The sequence below is a fragment of the Paenibacillus dendritiformis genome, assembly GCF_021654795.1.
GTDB lineage: Bacteria > Bacillota > Bacilli > Paenibacillales > Paenibacillaceae > Paenibacillus_B.
The window spans coordinates 292,636-311,080 of sequence record NZ_AP025344.1 but is presented as its reverse complement, the minus strand read 5'-3'; the positions used below and the strand labels follow the sequence as shown (position 1 = coordinate 311,080).

14 protein-coding genes are annotated in these 18,445 nt (G+C 59.3%); 7 read left to right on the top strand and 7 right to left on the bottom strand.

The features are described 5' to 3' along the window. Positions 1-232: 232 nt before the first annotated feature. On the bottom strand, positions 233-1,069 hold the full coding sequence (locus tag L6439_RS01540; RefSeq protein WP_168179957.1) for a carbohydrate ABC transporter permease: 837 nt from the start codon (positions 1,067-1,069) through the stop codon (positions 233-235). Beyond that, entirely contained in the window at positions 1,069-1,950 is an 882-nt protein-coding gene (locus L6439_RS01535; protein WP_168179958.1) for a carbohydrate ABC transporter permease, read from the bottom strand. The genes L6439_RS01540 and L6439_RS01535 overlap by 1 nt, the downstream gene beginning before the upstream one ends. 165 nt (positions 1,951-2,115) lie before the next feature. Here L6439_RS01535 and L6439_RS01530 point away from each other — a divergent pair, with 165 nt between their 5' ends. Together L6439_RS01530 and L6439_RS01525 are read left to right on the top strand one after the other, a co-directional pair. Next, on the top strand, positions 2,116-3,975 hold the full coding sequence (locus L6439_RS01530) for a sensor histidine kinase (RefSeq protein ID WP_213468680.1): 1,860 nt from the start codon (positions 2,116-2,118) through the stop codon (positions 3,973-3,975). After that, positions 3,956-5,596: a response regulator gene (locus L6439_RS01525; RefSeq protein WP_213468679.1), complete on the top strand. Its 1,641-nt coding sequence runs from the start codon at positions 3,956-3,958 to the stop codon at positions 5,594-5,596. The genes L6439_RS01530 and L6439_RS01525 overlap by 20 nt, the downstream gene beginning before the upstream one ends. A gap of 329 nt (positions 5,597-5,925) precedes the next feature. Here L6439_RS01525 and L6439_RS01520 read toward each other — a convergent pair whose 3' ends face one another. Genes L6439_RS01520 through L6439_RS01505 form a run of 4 tightly spaced genes read right to left on the bottom strand, consistent with a single transcriptional unit; the run spans position 5,926 to position 10,070 of the window. Beyond that, positions 5,926-7,086: a GerAB/ArcD/ProY family transporter gene (locus L6439_RS01520; protein WP_213468678.1), complete on the bottom strand. Its 1,161-nt coding sequence runs from the start codon at positions 7,084-7,086 to the stop codon at positions 5,926-5,928. A gap of 3 nt (positions 7,087-7,089) precedes the next feature. Continuing rightward, on the bottom strand, positions 7,090-7,323 hold the full coding sequence (locus tag L6439_RS01515) for a hypothetical protein (RefSeq protein WP_168179962.1): 234 nt from the start codon (positions 7,321-7,323) through the stop codon (positions 7,090-7,092). Next, positions 7,324-8,526 carry a Ger(x)C family spore germination protein gene (locus L6439_RS01510; RefSeq protein ID WP_213468677.1) on the bottom strand — a complete coding sequence of 401 codons (1,203 nt, stop codon included), beginning with the start codon at positions 8,524-8,526 and terminating at the stop codon, positions 7,324-7,326. Between the two features lie 38 nt (positions 8,527-8,564). Then, the gene (locus L6439_RS01505; protein WP_213468676.1) at positions 8,565-10,070 is read right to left on the bottom strand and encodes a spore germination protein; all 1,506 of its coding nucleotides are present in this window, start codon (positions 10,068-10,070) and stop codon (positions 8,565-8,567) included. A gap of 202 nt (positions 10,071-10,272) precedes the next feature. On the opposite strand from L6439_RS01505, the gene L6439_RS01500 reads away from it, so the two are divergent. The 3 genes from L6439_RS01500 to L6439_RS01490 all read left to right on the top strand — a co-directional run bounded on the left by L6439_RS01500 (position 10,273) and on the right by L6439_RS01490 (position 14,086). After that, entirely contained in the window at positions 10,273-10,752 is a 480-nt protein-coding gene (locus L6439_RS01500; RefSeq protein WP_168179965.1) for a MarR family winged helix-turn-helix transcriptional regulator, read from the top strand. Positions 10,753-11,030: 278 nt separating this feature from the next. Then, on the top strand, positions 11,031-12,752 hold the full coding sequence (locus L6439_RS01495; protein WP_213468675.1) for a phospho-sugar mutase: 1,722 nt from the start codon (positions 11,031-11,033) through the stop codon (positions 12,750-12,752). Positions 12,753-13,006: 254 nt separating this feature from the next. Continuing rightward, entirely contained in the window at positions 13,007-14,086 is a 1,080-nt protein-coding gene (locus L6439_RS01490) for a M42 family metallopeptidase (protein WP_168179967.1), read from the top strand. 176 nt (positions 14,087-14,262) lie between these two features. Here L6439_RS01490 and pdxR read toward each other — a convergent pair whose 3' ends face one another. Further along, on the bottom strand, positions 14,263-15,702 hold the full coding sequence (pdxR, locus tag L6439_RS01485; RefSeq protein ID WP_213468674.1) for a MocR-like pyridoxine biosynthesis transcription factor PdxR: 1,440 nt from the start codon (positions 15,700-15,702) through the stop codon (positions 14,263-14,265). A 330-nt stretch (positions 15,703-16,032) separates the two neighbouring features. Between pdxR and L6439_RS01480 the strand changes: the two genes are divergently transcribed. Beyond that, a complete protein-coding gene (locus L6439_RS01480; RefSeq protein ID WP_213468673.1) occupies positions 16,033-17,436 on the top strand; it encodes a cytochrome ubiquinol oxidase subunit I in 1,404 nt (467 codons plus the stop codon). Further along, entirely contained in the window at positions 17,420-18,436 is a 1,017-nt protein-coding gene (gene cydB, locus L6439_RS01475; protein WP_168179970.1) for a cytochrome d ubiquinol oxidase subunit II, read from the top strand. Before L6439_RS01480 ends, cydB begins: the two co-directional genes overlap by 17 nt. Positions 18,437-18,445 lie beyond the last annotated feature (9 nt).

The window sequence follows — 18,445 nt, the reverse complement described above, 5'->3', positions numbered from 1 at the left end:
GCTTAATGGTGGGCAGCTTCACTGTGTCATAAAGGTTATAAAAGCCGACGGTCCGCCGTCTGCGGCAGGGACAGCCGCTTGATTCCTCTCCAGTATAGGCCTCATCTGCAAGCGGTTACACCGAGAGAATTGACCGAAGAGGTGCAATTCATTGACCATTGAATACAGGGTCCTCCAGGCCAGAGGATCCCTGGAGCCGATAGATCATGATGTGCCGATTGAAGCATATCGCTTACCCTTTAACCGATCCGGCCGTAATCCCTTCGATAATATAGCGCTGCATCGCCAGGAAGAAGATGACGATCGGCGTAATCCCCAGCACGAGCGCCGGCAGCGCCAGATCCCACTGCTTCGTATACTGCCCGAAGAAGGCATAGGTCGCCAGCGGAATGGTGCGCAGCTCCGCGCTCTGCAGCATCAGGGACGGAAGCAGATAGTCGTTCCAGATCCACAGGCTGTTCAAAATCGCCACGGTCACGAACATCGGCTTCAGCAGCGGCAGCACGATTCGCCAGAAAACCGCATATGGGGAACAGCCGTCGACGACCGCCGCCTCTTCAATTTCCGCCGGAACCGATTTGACGAAGCCATGGAACAGGAAGATCGAGAGGGGCGCCCCGAAGCCGAGATAACAGATAAGCAGCCCCCAGATGCTGTCCATCAGATGCAAAGTCCCCGTCACCTTGACCAGCGGGATCATGATGGACTGGAACGGAATGACCATCGCCGCCACGAAGACCATGAACAGGAACCGGTTGAACCGGGAATTATGCCGCACCATCCGGTAAGCGGCCATGGCGCTGAAAAGGCCGATGAGCAGAATGCCGGCGGCCGTGACCAGCAGCGAATTGCCGAATGCCTGCGGGAACTTCGTGATCTCCCACGCCTTGCGGTAGTTCTCCCATTCGAAGGAGACGGGCCAGCTTGCGGCATTGCTCAGCAGATCGCCGAAAGATTTGACGGAGTTCACCAGCAAAAAATAGAACGGAACGAGAAAGACAAGTCCGGCCAGCATCATCAGTCCTTCGGTCAGGAACAGGCGGACGCCGTATTTGCGCGCGGATTCCATCAGCTCTCCACCTCCTTGCTCTTGGTGATTTTCACCTGAATCAGGGTAATGACGGCGACGATAACGAAGAACAGGAGCGCTTTGGCCGTCCCGAGACCGTAGCGGTTATTTTGGAACGCCTCCAGATAAATGTTCAGCGCGACCGATTCCGTCGATTTGAACGGGCCGCCCTTCGTGAGCGACAGGTTGAGGTCGAACATTTTGAACGACCAGGAGATGGCGAGGAACAAGCAGACCGTCACCGCCGGCATGACGAGCGGCACGATGACGTGGCGCAGCACCTGCCCGCGGGAAGCGCCGTCAATCTCGGCCGCTTCGAGCACATCTTTCGGAATATTCGTCATCGCCGCGATGTAGATCACCATCAAGTAACCGGCCGTCTGCCAGACAAAGACGATAATGATGCCCCAGAATGCCGTCGTCTCGTCGCCGAGCCACGGCAGATTGAAGAATCCGATGCCCGTCAGCTCGCCGATCGCGGCGAAGCCCTTGACGAAGATGAACTGCCAGATGAAGCCGAGCAGCAGGCCGCCGATGACGTTCGGCATGAAGAAAACGGTGCGCAGCGCATTGCGCAGCTTGAGCGGCTTCGTCAGCACGTAAGCGAACAGGAAGCCGATCAGGTTCGTCAAGACGATGCCGGCCACCGTGAACCGCAGCGTGAACCAGAAGGCCGGGAAGAAATCCGAGTCCTTCGCGAAAATTTGTCTGAAATTATCGAGTCCTACCCAGGTTACCGACCCCGACACTCCATTCCAATCGGTGAAGGAATAGTACATGCCGAGCAGGAACGGAAAGACGACAATAACGGTAAAAAAGAATGCCGCCGGGCCGATGAAAAAAAACTGTTGTCCGACTTGAGACCATGTTTTGCGCGACATTCGCCTCTCTCCTTTTCATGTCATAAGTTTCATTCTTGTTCAGGAATACCTCTAGTATGACGCGCGATGAAAGCGGTTGCCACCGCTGCTGGTGAACGAAAAGGTGCAATATATTGACCGCCCCGGGCCGAACGGGTACACTGTGACCGGAGGAGTTGAACATCCATGCGCTGGAACAGCATCCGCACCAAGCTTATTCTGTTCATGCTGATTGCGACGATCGTGCCGACGGTCGCGACGATGGTCGTGTCTTACAGCTATACGACCGACTCATTGAAGCGGCGGGCCATCGAAGAGAACCGGCAGCTTATGTTTCAGGGAAAGACCAATCTCGGCAACCTGCTGGACAATTTGAACCGGACCTCATTGGCGGTCTATACGGATCATGAATTTTTCCGGCAGCTCGAATTGGGCTATGACGACTACACCGCGGAAGCGAATACCTATGTCTCCTTGCAAAATATCGCCGCCGCGATGGGCGACATCTGGCAGGTCTATTTGTACCGCAACAAGCAGCAGCGGGCGACGCTCGTCATCCAGAGCCTGCCGCGGCGCATGCATGACGTTGCGCTCGACGAGAACGTCCGGCGCTATGCGCAGGATGGCATCAGCATGCAGCCGACCCATCTGAGCGGCACGTACGGCTTCAACGCGTCGCCTTATTATTTCCCGAGCATTCAAGTATTCACGTTCCATCGTCCCATCTACCGCATGCCATCCAGCGAGCGGCTGGGCTATCTGTCCATTGACGTCAAATTGGAAGCGCTGTCGCGGATTGCGGATCAGCTCTATGTCCGGGACAAGGAGCAGTTCTATCTGGTCGATGACGAAGGCATCATTTTCTATTCGGGAGATCGGGAGGCGATCGGGCGCCCGTTCCGGGAGACCGGACACGATCTGGCCCCGTTCCTCGCATCGCCCAGCGGCAGCATCGAGGCGGACGGCTCTCTCTTCGTTCATGAGCGGGTCGAGACGCCGCTGGTCAATATGACGCTGATCAAAATCATTCCGAAGCATGTGCTGCTGGAGGAAGCGAACCGGGCCGCCGTGGTCAACATGTTGCTGATCGCGCTCTCGCTCGTCGTCATCATTATTGCGACAATTATCGTATCGTTCCGGATTACCCGGCCGATCCGCCAGCTCGTCCGTTATATTAGCCAGGTGCAGACCGGCAATCTGCACGTCGATATCCAGCCTGCCGGCAACGACGAGATCGGCGTCGTATCCAAGCGCTTCCGCAATATGGTGGACAGGCTCAACAATCTCATCGTGCGCGAGTACCAGCTGGAGATCGCGAACAAGACCAATCAGTTGAAGGCGCTGCAGGCCCAGATCAATCCGCATTTCATGAATAATGCGCTGCAATCGATCGGCACGCTGGCGCTGCAGCACAAGGCGCCCCGGATTTATAAGCTCGTCACGGCGCTCGCCCGCATGATGCGCTACAGCATGTATACGGACGAAAGCACGGTAACGCTGCGGGAGGAGATCGAGCATGCCAGAGCCTACCTGCAATTGCAGGCCCAGCGGTTCGAGAACGCCTTCGACGCGCATTTCGAGCTCGATCCGGCCACGCACGATCTGTCCGTGCCGAAGATGACGCTCCAGCCGCTGATCGAGAATTATTTCAAGCACGGGCTCGAGCAGGAGCGCTCCGGCGGCTGGCTGCGGATTGCCAGCCGGATCGTCGGTCGGGAGGCCAATGGCGAAGAGGCGGGAATGATCGAGATTACCGTCGAGGACAACGGCCGCGGCATGCCGCTGCAGCGGCGAATCGAACTGAACGAGCGGTTGGAGGAGGTCCATCCGGAGCGGCTCGGCATCCGCACGAGCCACGATCTGTGGCGGGACGCGGCAGCCGACGAGACCTCGTCGGGCATCGGTCTCGTCAATGTGCTGACCCGGCTTCAGTTGTTCAGCAACGGGCAGGCGAAGCTGCGGATCGAGGCCGTCGAGCCGCACGGCACCCGCATCACGATACTCATCAAGGGGGAGCTAGACTCGAATGGAAGCGTTAATCATTGATGATGAAAAACATGTCCGCGAGGCGATTCGGCTGCTGGTGGACTGGGAGCATCACGGGATCACGGCGATCCGCGAGGCGCAGGACGGCAAGCAGGCCATCGAGCTGCTGGCCGCCCGCAAGCCCCAGATCGTCATGACGGACATGATGATGCCCCGGCTCGACGGAACCGGGGTGATGGAGTGGATCAGCCGCCATGCCCCCGCCTGCAAGGTGATCGCCATCAGCGGCCACGACGACTTCGCGCTCGTGCGCCATACGCTGCAGCATGGCGGCATCGATTATATTCTGAAGCCGATCGATCCGGAGGCGATCAATGAAGCCGTCGCCAAGGCCGTGGCGGCGTGGCGGCACGAGGAGGCGGAGCGGCAGGCCAGCCATATGCGGCGCATGCAGGTGAACGAGTTCAAGCCGCTCGTGTCGGAGAAGCTCTGGTCCTGCCTGCTGGATGATCCGGCGGTGTATGAAGCCAACGTCCGCCGGCTGGCGTCGGAATTCGGCCTCCCGGCCGGCGTCTCCCGCATCCGGCTCGCGATCGCCTGCGTGCCGGCGGGAAGCCGCGAATTCCGCGGCAAATTCGGCGATGATGTCCAGCTGCTGTTCTACACGCTGGTCAACATCGCCGCCGATTTCGTGAACCCGCCCGGGCGCGTGCGGGGCGCGGCGTTCCGCTACTGGAGCGCCGGAAGCGAGCTGGCGATCGTCCTCTGGGAGGACGCCGCCGATCTGGAGGGTGTGCTCCAGGGCATCAATGCCGGCTTGGCGCAGACGGTGCAGCGGAAGCTGCACTTCGGGACAAGCGGCAGCGAGCCCTTCCCCGCCGGCCTGAACGCGGCCTACGCGCAGGCCAAGGAAGCCCTGGCGCGGCGCAACCTGATGGAGCCCGGCATCGAGGTGCATCCGTTCCGGGGCGGAACGGAGCCGGGGGAAGCGTCCGCGGCCCCCATCCGGCTGTCCGCAGCCGCGGACGATTGGGCGCTGGCCGCACAGAGCGGCCAGGCCGATCAGCTCGCGGCCGCCGTCCGGCGCTGGAGCGAGCCGCTGCGCAGCCGCGGCGCGCTGACGCCCGTGATGATGGCGCAGTGCCTGAAGGAATGGGAGGCGCTTCGCACCCGCCTCGTGCAGGAGGCCGCCCCGGACAGCGCGACGGCCTCCGGCCTGCTGAAGCGGCTGGAGGCCGAGGATCCGCTCCGTCAATTGGCGGAGCGGGACTGGCTGACCTGGGAGGAATGGGAGCGGCTCTGGCTGGAGGCGCTGCAGCGGGTAGCGGATGCCCTGTCCGTCTACCAGGGCCGGGAGCAGCATATTATTTTCGACATCGCCCGCTATGTGGAGCGGCATTATAACGAGGATCTGTCGCTGCAGGATATGGCCCAGCGATTCTATGTCAGCCGCGAATATATTTCCCGGAAGTTCAAGCAGCAGTTCGGCATCAATCTGTCCGACTATTGGACTGGCATCCGCATCGAGAAGGCGAAGCGGCTTCTGCTGAATCCCCATCTCCGCATTGCCCAGGTCGGAGAGATGGTCGGCTACCAGGACGAGAAATATTTCAGCAAAGTGTTCAAAAAAGCGGAGGGCGTCTCGCCCAACATGTACCGCAAGCAGCATGGGGGAACGTAATACGCAACAGATAGAACAAGACCCTGAATCTGTGCCGCCAGGCGGGCGTACGCCGCACTAGCCGTGAAGCAACAGTCAGCCCCGTCTATTATCTGCGCCTCTCTCGGATTGGCCGTGCCGCTCGCCCTGCTTGCCTTATCGCTGGCCTTTGCCCGCCGTGGCCCTTCGCCCCACCCCGTCCCATAGCGGCATCGCTGCTGCCGGCTGGCCATTTTTGAGGCTGCCCCCTCCCTTGTTGGAAGTCCGGCTCCGCGCCGGAAGTCGGCAGGGAGGGGCCGATTGGCCGCCCTCCGCTGACGGGTCCTGCTCCGGTTCCGTTCCGGGAGCATTCACCGGCCTTTGACGCCGGCTGCTGCAGCCCGGCGCTCCGGCTTCGGCCCGTTCCCGCCGCTCCGTCCCTCGCGCTTGCCCTTCCCCTTCTGCCTCAACCAGGCCAGAGCGAGCAGCAGCGCAGGATAGACAACCTGCACCGTGGCTGAGAGGAGCGGCTCGGTCGTCATGAACAAGTCGATCATATCCGGCATATTATCCGTAATCCAAAAGGTCATAATCACCATGAGCAGGCCGATCGGGAACACGATCGGGCGGTAGTCTTCCAGCTTAAGCCATTGCGCAGTTCCGATGACCAGGATATAGTACCACGTAATCACCTGCACGAAGCCGCTCAACACCCACAGCACCATAATGATGGCTTCCATATGCTCGAAAAAATCCCCCAAGCTGATATAGCGGGAAGCGGCAAAGATAGGAAACGTGAACATGGAGGACAGCGTCCCGAAAAACCAGAGACAGGTCAAATTCGTGACGACCATCGTGAACAGCATCAGCGCTACGGCCGACATGCCCCATTTCCACTTGCTCCGGTTCCCTTTGACGAAGGGAAGGATGAGACCGGCCAGCGCGAACTCCATGAACCAGGTCAGCGGCAAAATCGATCCTTTCCAGACCGGCTTCCACCCATGCTCCAGCACGGGGAACGTCTGCATCACATCCAGGTTCGGAATCAGCATAAGAGGGACGACGACGATAAATCCCAGGAACACCGGCGCAATCAGCATGGAAAATCGCCCAATCACCTCGATGCCGCCCCGAATCGCCACCGCGCAAATAAAGATGAAACAGACCACAACCACCGGCTGGGGCGTTCGGATCAAGACCGAACCGACGATGAACTCTCCGTATTCGCGCGTAATCAAGCCGGTGCCGTGCCAGATGAAAAGCAGGACGATAACGTTTGCCGCTCCGCCAAGCCACCTCCCGAGCAGAAGCTCCGCCTGCTGCACCATTGTCAGATCCGGATAATAAGAATGCAGCTTCAGCACCACCGCCAAGGTGAAGAAGCCGGTCAACGAGCCGATGAAGGGGGAGATCCACATATCATGCCTCGCGAACTGCGCGGATATGGTAGGAAGCGCCAGCACCGAAGTGGCCCCGACCATCAAATACAACAGCATGCTTAATTGCGGCCATGTAATCCTGCCCCGTTCCACCCCTCATCCTCCCCCCTTCATCCACAACAGGATCGGCAAATAGATCCAGTCGATCACCTGCCGCGGCAGATTCTGATGGGAAATGAGAGAAATCGTAAGGCCGCACCCCCATGCGAGCGCGGTCAAGGCGAGGAACGCCTTTTTCTCCCGCTTGCCGGTATTTTTGCGCCGCAGCCATTCGAACGCCAGCATCAGCAAAATGATTAAGCTGATGCCTGAAAAAAACATCATTCCCATTCAGTCTTCCCCCACCTTTTTCTTCATTGGGCTGGTCGCGCTGCCCGGGCGGGCGATATTCAGGGATACGCTCGTCTCCAGCACCATCTTGCTGTAAATGCGGCTCCACTCCTTTTCCATGAAGGCATTCCATTCCTTCGGGTATTTGCGGTGGACCTTCTCGGCGAAATCGAAAATATCAGTCTGCCACTTCTCCTGCGTCGCGCGAACGGCTTGCTGAACCGTCTCGATAATCTGCTTCTCCAGTTCTCTCTCCGCCTTCTCATTCTGCGGCATGTCCATAATGTCGAAGCGGGAATTGTTCTGGACGACGTCCGCGTTCGCGGTTATGCGAATTCGCATCGTCAGCTTCTTCCCGTCCCAGTACGGCGTCGTGTCTACCAGATTGCGCCTTACCCGAAGTGACAAGCATTCCTTCGGCGCATCGCAATAGGAGACGTAGAGGCGCTTATTTTCTCCTCGAAGCCACATCAGGCCCTCGGTCTCCTTCTCGGACAGTCTGCCGACATAACGATCCTTGGAAAGGACCCCCATGCCGACGACGGAAGGTACCTCGCCGCCCAAGTGATTCGGGCTCCAGGCCACAAGCGGCGCGTAGGCCGCCTTCGATTCCCCGTACAGCCGCTGCGCCGCCTCCAGCATCGAGACGCCCAGCGCGCGCCGCGATCGGGCCAGATCCTTGAACATCGCGGCCACGTTCTCATGGAGCATCGTCTTGAACTGCAAAAAGTCGCTCGCCTTCCCCTCCGTCAGAAAAACGAAAGCATGCAGCCGCGGCGTCTGAAAGCGAAGCAGAAAGTCGATATGCTCGAGCAGCCCTTCCCTGGCCAAGTCCTGGCTGATGAAATAAATCTCCGCATGCCCCCAGAAAATATAGCGGGGCACATTGTTCTGAAGATTGTACAGCGCTTCGCCGACGGTCGATCCGCTCGCGGAGAAGTGCGTCGTGTCTCCCCCCTTCTCGCCGCCGGAACCGGTAGAAGCTTGATCCTCTCCGCCTCCGCTCTTGGGGACGAAGACTTCCAAGCTGACTTGAACGCCTCCCTCCTTGGCCTTGTCGAAGGCCGCGGACAAGATGATCGTCAAATCTTCGATCTCGGTCCGATCCCAGCAGCCGGCAAGCAGCGCTCCCATCAGGACGGCCAGCGCGCCAAGGAAGGCATGGCGGACGAGGCGCGGGAGGTTCGGCATCTTCTTCGGCATGACCATGCCTCCTTTCTCCAGATCAGGCGAATCCCGCTTCAAGGATGCGGATCGCCCTCCTCCCTCCGGTTCGGCTGCTGTCTGGACGCGGCCCGCTCCATCGGCAGATCCTCGACCCATACCGGAAGCCGCAGCAAGGTATCCTTCAATTGCCGCAGGCGGATCGGAGAGAAGCCGGTCAAGTAAGGCGTCCCGAACGACTTGAGCGTCAATAAATGCGTCATCAGCAAAATGACGCCCATCATGAGTCCGAGCAAACCGAGGAAGCCCGACAGCAGCATGATCGGGAAGCGAAGCAGGCGGATGGCGATCCCCATCGTATAATGAGGAACGAGGAAGGAAGAAATGCCCGTGATGGCCACGACCATGACCATCGGCGCCGACACGAGTCCGGCCGAGATCGCCGCTTGGCCGATGACGAGCGCGCCGACAATGCTGACCGCCGAACCAATCTGCTTCGGCAGGCGTGCCCCGGCTTCGCGCAGCGCTTCGAACATGACCTCCATCAGCAGCGCCTCGATCAAGGCGGGAAAAGGAACATGCGCGCGGGCCTTGGCCATCGTCAGCAGCAGATTAGTCGGAATCATTTCCTGGTGAAAGGTAATGACCGATACGTACAGGGACGGTCCCAGCAGGGAGACGAACAGGGAGACATAGCGCAGCAGGCGAAGCGCGGTCCCGAAGATAGCCCGTTCGTAGAAATCCTCGGCCGCTTGCACGAAGGAGGCGAACAAGGCCGGCACAATGAGCGCGACCGGAGAGCCTTGAACCAGGATGACGACCCGGCCTTCCAGCAGGTGCGAGGCGGCGACATCCGGCCGCTCGGTGGTGACCGCCTGCGGGAACGGGGAGTACGGATTATCTTCAACGCTTTGCTCGACATAGCCGCTGTCGATCACGCTGTTGAGGGAGATGCTGTTCAAGCGCCGCCTTACCTCTTCGATAAGCCCGTCGTTCGTCACGCCCTCGATATAGGCGAACGTGATCGCGGTCTTCGTCATCTGCCCCTTCTTCAGGGTCTCCATCTTGAGGCTCGGCGTTCGGATGCGAAGGCGAAGCAGCGACGTGTTCGTCTGCAGATTTTCCACAAATCCTTCGCGCGGCCCCCGAACGACCGATTCCGCATCCGGCTCCTGTATCTGCCGCTTGTCCCACTGCATCGCCTCGATCGCGATGACGAACGAGGTCTGATGCGTAATGAGCAGCGTGTAGGCGGACAGCAGCAGCTCCAGCGCTTCATCCATCGATTCGATGGCCTCCGCCTTCGAGGTGTAGAGGGCACCGATAATGTCGCCAGCCCTGGGCGGACGTCCTTCCGGCTCCCGGTACCGGGTGGCGAGCGGTTGGACGACATGATCATCGAGGCTTTGATCGTCGATCAGCCCATCGATATATACGAGCGTTGCTTCCTCGCCATTTTGGAGCTCGATCCGCGAGAAGACGACGTCGGAACACCGCTCGAACAATTGCTGCATAATTTGAATATTTTCCATGCCATCGTCGGACCATTGGACCTTCTTGGCGCGTCCTGTCAGCTGTTCCAAGGCGGTTCCCTCCTGTACCGGACAAGATTTCCTTACCCGTTAGATTGTGGAGGACCCGGACGTTTTATGCGTTGACATGTGCGCTTCGGCATGATATATTCATCTCGATTTCAAGATATTAATAGACATTATCGTTATCCACGTGAATCTGTTACTATAGGTGGAGGATGACATTCATTTTGGAGGAAAGGAACGATTCCAAGTGACCGAAAAGGAAAGCTCCGCGCGCGGCGGAGCGGCAACTGTCGATCAGTCCTTGAAATTATTCGTCGTCCTGTCGCGGGCGTCGAAGTCGCTGATGGATTTCGCGCAGCAGGACATGAAGCGCTATCAACTGAACCCTTCTGAATTTGCGGTTCTGGAGCTTCTTCATCATAAAGGACCTACCCCGATTCAGCAGATTGGCGGCAGAGTGCTGCTCGCCAGCGGGACGATGACCTACGTCGTCGATAAGCTGGAGAAGAAAGGCTATTTGAAGCGGTGCCCGTGCGAGCAGGATCGGCGCGTCATTTACGCCGAGCTGACGGAGCAGGGAGCCGCCTTGATGCAGGAGATTTTCCCCAAACACGCCCAGGCGCTCCACCAGCTCATGGAAGTTCTCCCCGCGGAGGAGCAAGAGCAGCTAACCTCGCTCTTGAAGAAGCTGGGACGGCATATCGCCCAAGCGAATGCGACTCACTAGCCCTCGGATCGATCCGGGGGCTTCTTTGCTTGCACGCTTCCGAACCGGATGCGCTCCGCGGCGACTGGGCTGCGCGGCGGCCGGTTTTTTGACTTGTCCCGTTTTTTTTTACATGCAGAACGCGGTTGAATCCAGTACAATAGATCAATGCGGCATCCATGGTTCATGCCCAGGCCGGTGTCATTGCCGCTTGCGGCTGCCGCATCATCCCGACACATCTTATCTCGATAATCAATGTCTTCAACAAATATAGGGTATTGAAGGAGGATATGAACGCAATGACTATGAACACGATGGCCCAAGAGCGGTATGAAGCCTGGCTGAACGACGCGTCGATCGATGCGGCGACCAAGGCCGAGCTCGCCGGACTTGCGGGCAATGAACAGGAGATTACCGATCGCTTCTACAAGGAATTGGAATTCGGCACCGGGGGTCTGCGCGGCGTCATCGGCGCAGGCAGCAACCGGATGAACATATATACGGTAGGCAAAGCGACTCAAGGGCTGGCTCAATATTTGAAAGGCTCTTCCTCCTCTCCGTCGGTGGCGATCGCGTATGATTCCCGCCATTTCTCCCCGGAATTCGCGCTGGAGGCCGCCCTGGTCCTCGCGGGCAACGGGATTAAGGCCTATGTTTTCCCTGAGCTGCGCCCGACGCCGGAGCTCTCCTTCGCCGTGCGCCATCTGCAAGCGAGCGCCGGGATCGTGATTACGGCCAGCCATAACCCGCCGGAATACAACGGGTACAAAGTCTACGGCAGCGACGGCGGGCAGATTACGAAGGATACGGCGGGCCGCGTCATCGCCGAGATCCGCGGCATTCACAGCTTCGCCGACATCCGCAAGGCGGATCGGGCCGAAGCGGAAGCGGCCGGGCTGATCGTCTGGCTGGACTCGGCTATGGACGATGCGTACATATCGGCCGTCACCGGGGTCAGCCGCAATCCGGAGACGATTCGCCAGACGAGCGATCGCTTCCGCGTGCTGTACACCCCGCTGCACGGAACGGGCAATAAGCCCGTGCGCGCCGTCTTGGATCGCCTCGGCTTCCAGCAAGTGCGCGTCGTCCCGGAGCAGGAGCTGCCGGATCCGAATTTCTCCACGGTCAAGTCGCCGAACCCGGAGGAGCGGGACGCTTTCTCCATCGCGATTGCGCAAGCGCAGGAATGGGATGCGGACATCATTATGGGAACGGACCCGGATGCGGATCGGATGGGCGCCGTCGTGAAGAATGCGCAGGGCGAATACGTCGTCTTGACCGGCAACCAGTCCGGCGCGCTGATGGTCCACTATTTACTGGACGCCATGAAGGCGCAAGGCGCCCTGCCGGCCAACGGCGCCGTCATCAAAACGATCGTGACGAGCGAGTTGGGGGCGGCCATCGCCAAATCATACGGCATGACGGTCTTCAATACGCTGACCGGATTCAAATATATCGGCGAGAAAATGACTGAGTTCGACCGGACGGGAACGCACACGTTCCTGTTCGGGTATGAAGAGAGCTACGGCTATCTCGCAGGCAATTACGCCCGCGACAAGGACGCCGTCATCGCCGCGATGCTGATCTGCGAGGCGGGCGCCTACTACAAGGCCCAGGGCAAGACCTTGTACGAAGTGCTGCAGGGCCTGTACGAACAGCACGGCTATTATTTGGAGGCGCTCGAGACGCGCACGCTCAAGGGAGTCGAGGGCGTGGCCATTATCGGCGGCATCATGGACGAATGGCGGGCCGCTGCGCCAACCTCCGCAGGCGGAACCGCCGTGGCCCGCATGGAAGATTATGCCGAAGGCCTCTATGGATTGCCGAAGGAGAACGTGCTCAAGTTCCATCTGGCGGACGGGAGCTGGTTCTGCCTGCGCCCTTCCGGGACGGAGCCGAAGATCAAGATGTACTTCGCCGTGCAGGGCACGTCGGCCGCCGATGCCGAGCAGCGCCTGACGGCGCTTCGCCAAGACGTGATGGCCCGGATTGACGCCTTCATCGCCTCGAAGCAAGCCTAGCCGCGGTCTCCCGCTGCCGAACCGGGAGCCAGACCGGGCACCCGCGGCCCCGAGCAAGGCGCCTCCGCCGCGGGGACGATCTCCGCGGCGCCAGCCCCGACCGGGCCGCCGCCTCCGTACGATGACGGAGGCGGCTTTTTTTGAAGTTCGAGGTTGCAACGGGACGCCAACCCGTCCATACTGAGGATTAGGCAGAATCCACCCGAAATCGATGCAGGCTGCTTATCAGGCCTGGAAGGAAGGAGCTCGTAATCATGCAGCAAGAAACATTAGACTTATTCCGTACCTTGACCGAATTCCCGTCTGCCCCCGGCTTTGAACGGGAGCTTCGCGCCCTGGTGAAGCAAGAATTGTCCAAATATACGGATGAATTTGTCCACGATGCCCTCGGCAGCGTATTCGGGGTCATGCGCGGGGACGAGCAAGGCCCGCGCGTCATGGTCGCCGGCCACCTCGATGAGGTCGGCTTCATTACGACCCAGATTACGGCGAACGGCATGATCAAGTTCCAGCCGCTCGGCGGATGGTGGGGCCAAGTCGTGCTCGCCCAGCAAGTCGAAGTCATTACGCCGAACGGGCCAATCCCTGGCGTCGTCGGATCGATTCCGAAGCATCTGCTGGATGAAGCGACGGCCAACAAGCCGGTCGACGTGAAGCATATGTATATCGACGTCGGCGCGGACAGCCGCGAGGAGGCGGAGAAGGCAGGCATCCGTCCGGGACTTCAGATCGTTCCGGTCTGTCCGTTCACGCCGCTGCTCAATCCGAAGAAAATTATGGCCAAGGCTTGGGATAACCGTTATGGCGTCGGGCTGGCCATCGAGCTGATGAAGGAGCTGCACCGCGAGCGATTCGCCCTGCCGAACATCCTCTACTGCGGAGCGACGGTGCAGGAAGAGGTTGGCCTTCGCGGCGCGCGGACGGCGGCGAATCTCATTCAGCCGGATATTTTCTATGCGCTCGACTGCAGCGCCGCCAACGATATGACCGGGGACCCGAACTCCTTCGGGCAGCTTGGCAAAGGCGCGCTGCTCCGCATCTATGACCCGACGATGATTACGCATCGCGGCCTGCTTGAATTCGTCCAGGATATCGCGGATACGCACCGCATTCCGTACCAGTATTTCGTATCTCCGGGCGGCACCGATGCCGGACAGGTTCACCTGAGCGGCAAAGGCGTGCCGGCGACCGTCATCGGCGTGTGCGGACGCTATATCCATACGCCGGCTTCGATCGTTCACACCGACGATATCGATGCGGCGAGAGAACTGCTTGTCCAACTCGTGAAGCATACCGACCGCACCACCTATAATACGATCGTCGAACGCTCCTAGCGTTGGCGCCGACGATAGAAGAGCGTGCTCCCGGCCCGGCCGGACGAGCACGCTCTTTTGTCGGTTGCGGGCGGGCCGACACGAAGGCCCCAGGGGCCCATGCCGGCCGCCTTTTCCATCCGAAGCGCACAAAAAAAGCCTATGATCTCGCTTGAAATCATAAGCTTATCCTCATCTTATCCTCCTGCCGCACGCAGCGCTTCCGCGAATAACGCGATGCCGGGGCCGATCTCGCCGGTCTGCGGACGCGCGAACGTGAACCGGACATAGCCCCGCTCCGATCCGTAGACGCTTCCCGGAACGAAGGCGACGCCCCGCCGCAGACTCTCCTCCAGCAGTCTGCCATCGTCGACAGGCTGTCTCATCCGGCACCACAGATGCAACCCGCCTTGCGGCAGCGTATAGGACAGCTTGCCCGGCAGCTCCCGCTGAAGAGCGTCAAGCAGCAGGTTCCGCTTGTGCGACAGCTCTCTCCGCAGACGGACCAGATGCCCTTCAAAATGGGCCGAAGACAGCAATTCCGCCGCAATGCGCTGCGGCAGGACGCTTAGGCCGAAATCCATCTGCTGCTTCTCGTCCGTCAGCCGGCTCACCACGGATTGGGGAGCGACCATCCAGCCGATGCGCAAACCCGAAGCGACGATTTTGGAGAGCGATCCGATGTACAGCACGGTGCTGCCGGAATCGCTTGATTTGAGCGAAGGCGGCGGATTGCCCGTGAATGAGGTCAAGCTGAACGGATCGTCTTCGACAATGGGAATGCCCAGACGCCCGCAAATCTCGAGCAGCCGTTCCCGGCGCGACGGATCCAGCAAGCGGCCGGTCGGATTATGATAATTCGGGTTCACAAATATCATGCGTATCTGATGCTCCCGGTGCAGCGACAGGATCCCTTCGGGACAGACGCCCTTCTCATCTACGGGCAGGCGGAATAACCGCAGGCCTGCCGTATGGAACATCGGGAGCGAATAGTAATAAGACGGGTCTTCGATCGCCACGGCATCGCCCGGGCTTAACAGACGCTTCGTAATCAGATAAAGCGACTGATGCGATCCCGAAGTGACCAGTATCGAGGCTTCCGTGGCCCGAATGCCGCGGTACTGCTTCAAATACGAGGCCAGCTCCTGCCGCAGCGGAACATAGCCCTGAGGATGGTCATATCCCAGGTCTTCATGCAGCGCATGCTCGCTCAGCAGCAGGCGGATGGCCTCACTGGGCGACAAATCCGGGGACAGCTCGCCGCTGGCGAAGTCGATGAGCGGACGTCCCGAATCCAGTTGGTTGCGAATCAGCTGCATGTAAGATTGGCGCGGCTGCATGGCCGCCCCATCATCCACATATTGTAGCCAATCCGGCGTTTGCTTCGGAGCGGCGCCCCAACGTGATTTGCTTACCCGCGTTCCGCTCCCGACCATGCTCTCAATCATTCCGGAGGCGCGCAATTCCTCATAGGCCTGCACGACGGTGCTGCGATTGACGTTGATTTGCCCGGCCAATTTGCGCTCTGAAGGGAGAAGGCTTCCCGGCGGGAATTCCCCATAGATGATTCTCCGTTCTATATATGCGGCAATCTGCTGATATAACGGCTGCTTGCTCGAACGATCCGGTTGCCACATCCCCATCCACCTCTTGTTGACCTTTGTATGTGATTTTTATCACACAATATAAGTATAGCATTATGTTTATTTCCCCGGCACAGACCGATTTCATCGAAACATTGTCAACTATGTGGCAGTGTGTTGAACATGGATGAGTTGGCCCGGTAAAAGTGGATGGCGACACGCAGCGCCGTCTGGACTATGATCATGCATAAGCGATCGCCTGGCCATCGCCCGCCCTCCACGGACAGCGCATCACGTGCCGTCTTTTACGTGAAGCCATTCACAAAATAGGGCGCCCGGCAGGCCATTTTCAACCAGAACATGAATCAGCTAAAGGAGGCCGTTATGGATCAGGTCATTCTTGCACGCATCCAATTCGCTTCGACGACGCTATTCCACTACATTTTCGTCCCGATGACGATTGGCCTGGCATTCCTAATCGCCCTGTTGGAGACGTTCTACGTCCGAACAGGCAGAGACATTTATAAGCAGTCCGCCCAGTTTTGGAGCAAATTATTTCTGATCAATTTCGCGGTCGGTGTCGTCACCGGCATTCTGCAGGAGTTTCAGTTCGGGATGAACTGGTCCAATTATTCCCGCTTCGTCGGCGACGTGTTCGGCCCTTCGCTGGCGATCGAGGGCCTGCTCGCTTTTTTTATGGAGTCTACGTTTATCGGCTTATGGGTGTTCGGCTGGGATCGCTTGTCGAAGCGCGTCCATCTGGCATGCATCTGGCTCGTCTCGATCGGCACGATGCTGTCGGCCTTCTGGATATTGACGGCCAACGCCTTCATGCATGCCCCGGTCGGATACGTGTTCCAAAACGGAAGAGCGGAGATGAGCGATTTCTGGGCGATCATCCGCAATCCGCAGCTGTGGCTGCAATTTCCGCATACGTTATTCGCCGCCCTCGCGACCGGCGCGTTCTTCATGGCCGGCGTCAGCGCATGGAAGCTGCTGAAGCGGCACAAACCCGAGATGTTCCGGATCTCATTCCGCGTCTCCATTACAGTCGCCCTCGTCTCGGCCCTACTCATCGCCTTCATCGGCCATGAGCAAGCCCAGCATCTGATCAAGTCGCAGCCGATGAAGATGGCCGCCGCGGAAGCGTTATGGGACACCAGCGAGGATCCGGCCCCGTTCACGCTGTTCGCCCGCATCGATACGGAGAACCAGGACACGACATCCAAGCTGCAAGTCCCGTATATGCTGAGCATTCTGGCGCACAGCAAGCTGAGCGGCAGCGTGGAGGGAATGAACCAGATCCAGGCGGAGTACGAGGAAAAATACGGACCCGGGAATTACATTCCTTCGGTCAAAATGACCTTCTGGAGTTTCCGCACGATGGTCTTCGCCGGGGGCCTGATGTGTCTGATCGCCATCTATGGCTTTATGCTGGCCCGCAGACGCAAGCTGGAGCAGCGGCCCTGGTTCTTGAAGCTGATGGTCGGCGCGATCGCCTTCCCGTTCCTGGCCAATTCAACCGGATGGCTCATGGCGGAGATGGGGCGCCAGCCGTGGGTCGTCTTCGGCGTCATGCGCACCGAGGACGCGATCTCGCCTACCGTAACCGCGGGCGAGCTTCTGTTCTCGCTGATTGCGTTTACCACCATCTACGCGATCCTGGCCGTTATCGACGCGTGTCTGTTCGTGAAGGTTATTCGCCAGGACGGGGACGCTAAGCCGGACGAGCCGTCCCGCACCTACGATCCGTTTGGCAAGGAGGATGCACATGCTATCGCTAAATGAATTTTGGTTTATTCTCGTAGCCGTGCTGTTTGTCGGTTTCTTCTTCCTGGAAGGCTTTGATTTCGGCGTCGGCATCACGGCGCGGTTCCTCGGCCGGACCGACCGGGAGCGCCGCATTCTCATCAATACGATCGGTCCGTACTGGGATGCGAACGAAGTATGGCTGATTACGGCCGGCGGCGCCATGTTCGCCGCTTTTCCGGACTGGTACGCCACATTGTTCAGCGGCTTCTATATCCCGTTCGTGGTGCTGCTGCTCGCGTTGATCGCCCGCGGCGTGGCCTTCGAATTTCGGGGCAAGCTGGACCATGGCGCATGGAAAAGGGCATGGGACGCCGCGATCCTCATCGGCAGCCTGCTTCCGCCCTTCCTGCTCGGCGTCGTATTCGCCAACCTGATTCGCGGCGTTCCGATCGATGGCGGCAAGGAAATGCTGGGCAGCCTGTTCGACCTGCTGAACGGCTACGCGCTTGCCGGAGGGGTCGCGGCCGTACTGGCGTGCATTCTTCACGGCCTCGTCTTCCTTACGCTGCGGACCACCGGCGAACTGCGGGACCGGGCGCGCAAGACGGCGCGCGACCTGGGGCCTGCCATCGCCGCCTTCCTGCTCTTGTTCGCGGTCATGACCTATGTCAGCACCGACATTTATACCGTCCATGGACCGCAATGGATCGCCCTCCCGCTTCTGGCCGGGGCGGCGCTCGTCATGGCTGGACGGTTCATCAAGCGGCAGCGGGACGGCTGGGCCTTCGTCATGACGGGGGCGGTCATTATTTTGTCCATGACCAGCGTGTTCATCGGCTTGTTCCCGCGGGTGATGATCAGCTCGATCAGTCCCGATTATCATCTCACCGTATTCAATGCCGCTTCCGGGGCGTATTCGCTGCAGGTGATGACGTATGTCTCCCTTACGATTCTTCCGTTCGTACTGGGGTATCAGATTTGGAGCTACTATGTCTTTCGCAAGCGAATCGACGACAAGGAGCATCTGGAATATTGACGGGGAGCC